The organism is Mesorhizobium sp. M7A.F.Ca.CA.001.10.2.1 (assembly GCF_003998575.1).
In the GTDB taxonomy this organism is placed as follows: domain Bacteria; phylum Pseudomonadota; class Alphaproteobacteria; order Rhizobiales; family Rhizobiaceae; genus Mesorhizobium.
Genome location: NZ_RZQY01000574.1, coordinates 1 through 4,029 on the forward strand (window position 1 = coordinate 1; position 4,029 = coordinate 4,029).

General features: G+C 63.2%; 5 protein-coding genes. 1 reads left to right on the plus strand and 4 read right to left on the minus strand.

All coding sequences use genetic code 11. The features are described 5' to 3' along the window. Positions 1-599, minus strand: a 599-nt coding sequence (locus EN964_RS27555) for a LysR family transcriptional regulator (RefSeq protein ID WP_127276979.1), incomplete at its 3' end; no start/stop codon positions are given. 178 nt (positions 600-777) lie between these two features. Here EN964_RS27555 and EN964_RS27560 point away from each other — a divergent pair. Next, positions 778-1,068 carry a DUF1127 domain-containing protein gene (locus EN964_RS27560; protein WP_127267713.1) on the plus strand — a complete coding sequence of 97 codons (291 nt, stop codon included), beginning with the start codon at positions 778-780 and terminating at the stop codon, positions 1,066-1,068. Positions 1,069-1,213: 145 nt separating this feature from the next. Here EN964_RS27560 and EN964_RS27565 read toward each other — a convergent pair whose 3' ends face one another. The 3 genes from EN964_RS27565 to EN964_RS27575 all read right to left on the minus strand — a co-directional run bounded on the left by EN964_RS27565 (position 1,214) and on the right by EN964_RS27575 (position 3,942). Further along, a complete protein-coding gene (locus EN964_RS27565; RefSeq protein WP_236383376.1) occupies positions 1,214-1,366 on the minus strand; it encodes a type II toxin-antitoxin system HicB family antitoxin in 153 nt (50 codons plus the stop codon). A gap of 55 nt (positions 1,367-1,421) precedes the next feature. Then, positions 1,422-2,468 carry a DUF937 domain-containing protein gene (locus tag EN964_RS27570; RefSeq protein ID WP_127267712.1) on the minus strand — a complete coding sequence of 349 codons (1,047 nt, stop codon included), beginning with the start codon at positions 2,466-2,468 and terminating at the stop codon, positions 1,422-1,424. A 100-nt stretch (positions 2,469-2,568) separates the two neighbouring features. Beyond that, a complete protein-coding gene (locus tag EN964_RS27575; RefSeq protein WP_127267711.1) occupies positions 2,569-3,942 on the minus strand; it encodes a glutamate--cysteine ligase in 1,374 nt (457 codons plus the stop codon). Positions 3,943-4,029 lie beyond the last annotated feature (87 nt).

Consider the following 4,029-nt stretch of genomic DNA (forward strand, 5'->3'; position numbering starts at 1 on the left):
AGCACATCGACGGCGGCGCGCCGCCAGATGCAGTTCGGCCGGCCGAAGGCCATCGGCAGCGTTTCCTGCTCATGCGTCGCATGGTTGGCCGAGGTGACCCACAGCAGCGGTTCGCGCCGCACCACCTCCGACTGGCCGCGTACGTCGTTGTGAGTCACCAGCGCGAGGTCGAGATTGCCGCGCTTGATATGCTCGACCAGCCCCGGTGTCGGCTCGCAGATGACGGTCAGTTCGACGCGCGGATTGGAGCGCGTGAACCGCGCCATGATCTCGGGCAGGAAACGGTCGGCATAGTCGTCGGGCGTGCCGATGCGGATCGTGCCTTCGAGCCGCCGGTCGTCGAAGGCAGCCAGCGTCTCACGGTTGAGATAGAGCAGCCGCCGCGCATAGGAAAGCAGCTTGTCGCCTTCCTCGGTCAGCCTGTTGGTGCGCCCGTCCTTTTCGAACAGCGGCTTGCCGAGCCGCTCCTCCAGCCGGCGCATCTGCATCGACACCGCCGACTGGGTCCGGTGCACCTCTTCGGCCGCTCTGGTGAAGCTGCCGGTGTCGGCAATCGAGATGAAAGTTTGCAACTGATCGAGATCGAGCGGCGATTTCATCGACATGATCCATCACTGGTGTTGATGGTAAAGATTAGAAACATTCGTTGGATTAATCAATCGGCCGATGGCAAATTGGCATTGTCCACATGAAGGCATGTGAATCGAAGCCGGAACGGCCGCTGTCGCCAGCGCCGATCGCCTGGTTTTGTCAGTTCGAGTCTGAAGGAGACCGACAATGACCACGTTTGATTTCGCCACCGAGACCTCGCGCATCACCTCGCGTCCGGCCGTTGCGACTCGCGTGGCCAACACTGTCTCCAACATCTACCGCGCCTGGAAAAATCGCCGCGCCTTCTATCGTCTTGGCGAGATGTCGGACGCCGAACTCGCCGATATCGGCCTGACGCGCGGCGACCTGCACGTCGCCATCGACGTGCCGTTTGGCCGCGACCCGACGGCGATGCTGCGCGAAATCGCCAGCGATCGCATCGAAACGATCGAGGACATCGCCCGCAAGGTGGCCTGATCTGATGCTTGTTGTTTAGGTTGCCGCGAACCTTTTCGGGGTTCGACGCGACTGACGAGTATGCAGGCTCCCACTCCCTGCCGGATCCCCCCGGCCCGCCTGCACTCTGCCCGGTCCTCCCAGGACCGGGCTTTTCCTTTGGCTGTCAGGCGAATGCCAGCTTTCGCGATGGCCTTGGTATCGATCTGCCGAGCTCATGCGCGGCCTCTATCCAGGCTGCTATGGCGTCCTGGACATTGGCGATGGCCTCTTCAGGAGTGTCGCCATCACTCACGCAGCCTGGCAGATCAGGCTCCATCCTCTGCAGAAAGTGGCGCAATGACGACCGGATATTCAAGTCTGTCCATCATGTCTTACCGCCGATCCATATCGCGCTTGAACTGGTCGAAGATCGTCTCCACGCCCTTCTGGTAGTCGTCACGCTGCTGGGCGCCGGTCTCGAACATCTTGCCGAACAGGTCGTCGAACGGGTTTTTCGGCCTGCCGCTCGGATTGGCCTGTGGCTGCGGTGCCTGACGCTGCTGTGGGGGCGCTTGAGGCTGTTGCGGCGCCGGCTGTCCGCCAGGGATGCCGCCTAAGCCACCGCCACCTTGCCGCAGCATCTCCTCGAAGATTTTCCCCAGCGGATTGTCTCCGTAGGGGCTTTGTGTCTGCTGAGGCTGCGGCTGCGCCCGCCCTTGCGGCTGCGGCTGAGGCGCGCCACCGCCGAACATGTCCTGCAGCACCTTGCCGAGTGGATTGTCGCCGTAGGGATTGGGCTGCGGCTGCGGCTGGCTTTGCGGCTGTGGCTGAGCCGCACCGCCGCCGAACATGTCCTGCAACACCTTGCCGAGCGGGTTGTCCATCGGGTTCTGGGGTGGCGGCGCTTGGCGCGGCTGCGGCGCCGGGGCCTGCATGCCGCCGCCTTGCCGCATCATCTGCTCGATGATCTCGCCGAGCGGATTGTTGCCGCCGCCAAAACCGCCGGCGGCCTGCATCTGATTTGTCGTCTGCTTGAACAGCCCGCCCATGACCATCGAGGCGATCGCCGGCAGCATCTGCTGCAGGATCTGCTGATTGACGCCGCTGGCTTGCGCCGCCTGGCTGGCCACGGCGCGCGACAGGTCTTTCGAGCCGAACAGGTGCCCGAGAATGCCGTTGCCCTCATCGACGCCTTGCGGTGAGAAGGCCCGGGTTGCGTCCTCGAAATACTTGGCGTGCTGGCCGCTGGCCATCGCCGTCATGAAGGCGCCGAGCCCGTAAGGGTCGGCTGTGTTGCGCTGCAGCCCCTGCGAAAAGGCCGGCAGCAATGCGGCGACCGCGGCTTGCGTCTGCTGCATCGAAAGCCCGTATTGCTGGGCAAGGGCCTGCATGCCGTTGCCGTTCTGGGCCTGTGTCAGCATGTCGAACAAGGAAGGCATTGGTCTCTCCTCCGGAAATCCTCGCCGAAGAACCCTAGTTTGTTTCCACTTCCGATTGAAGCGACTTTTGCCGGCCGGTCAGCTTTGCCAGATCCGAGGGTTAATAGGCGTATTCCATGAAAACCGGCTCGATCGAGCCGCCCCAGCGCGTGTGGTAGGCCGACAGCATCTCCTCGGCGCTGGTTGTGCCGCGCGCCACGACCTCGTCGAGCGTGTTGAGGAACGAGGTCTCGTCATAACCGTCGCGGTTCTTCTTGCCACGGTTCTTCAGGCCCATGCGGGAAATGACCATCACGTCACGCGCGATCTCGCGCAGCGTGGTGTTGCGGAACGGTGCGGAAATGCCTTGTTCCGGCACGGCGTTGCGCATCGCCAGCGTTTCTTCATACGTCCAGCTCGACGTCAACGCCTCGGCGGCATCGAGTGCGGCTTCATCATAGAGCAGCCCGACCCAGAACGCAGGCAGCGCGCAGATGCGCCGCCATGGCCCGCCATCGGCGCCGCGCATCTCAAGGAAGCGCTTCAGCCGCACGTCCGGGAACAGCGTCGACAGATGGTTCGCCCAGTCGCCCATTGTCGGCAGCCCGTCCGGCACCTGATTGCGCGCGGCACCGGCCATGAACTGACGGAAGGTGACGTGCGTCATGTCGTGATAGCGGCCGTCGCGGATGACGAAATACATCGGCACGTCGAGCGCCCATTCGACATAGTCGGCGAAACCGAAATCGGGCGAGAAGCAGAATTCGAGCAGGCCCGAGCGCTGGTTGTCGGTGTCGCGCCAGATATCGCCGCGCCAGCTCTGCAAGCCGTTCGGGTGGCTTTCGGTGAAAGGCGAATTGGCGAACAATGCCGTCGACAGCGGCTGCAGCTTCAACGACACCTGCATCTTGCGGCGCATGTCGGCCTCGCTCTCGAAGTCGAGATTCACCTGGATCGTGCAGGTGCGGTACATCATGTCGAGGCCCTTGGTGCCGACCTTGGGCATGTAGCGCGTCATGATCTCATAGCGCGATTTCGGCATTTTCGGCGTCTCGGCCAGCGACCATTTCGGGCTGCCGCCGAGGCCGAGGAAACGGATGCCCATCGGCTCGGCGATCTCGCGCACCTGCGCCAGATGGGCGTTGCCCTCGCGGCAGGTCTGGTGGATCGTTTCCAGCGGTGCGCCGGAAAGCTCGAACTGGCCGCCGGGTTCCAGCGAAATCGCACCCTGACCGGTCGGCTCGACCAGGCCGATGATGCGGCCGTCATCGACGATCGGATCCCAGCCGAGCTTTGACTGCATGCCTTCGAGAATGGCGCGGATGCCGCGCTCGCCGCCATAGGGGACCGGTGCATTGCCGTCGACATAGAAGGGGAATTTCTCGTGCTCGGTGCCGATGCGCCATTTGTCGCGCGGCTTGTTGCCTTCGGCCAGATGCTCGACGAGTTCGTCGACACCTTCGATCGGGCGGAAATCGGTCGTATCGCGCGCCATGATGGTACCCTCAGAGGCGGCCGGATGACCGCCGGCGGTAAATGGACGAAATGTCAGCAGACGATCAAGCGAAAAATCCTGAGCCAC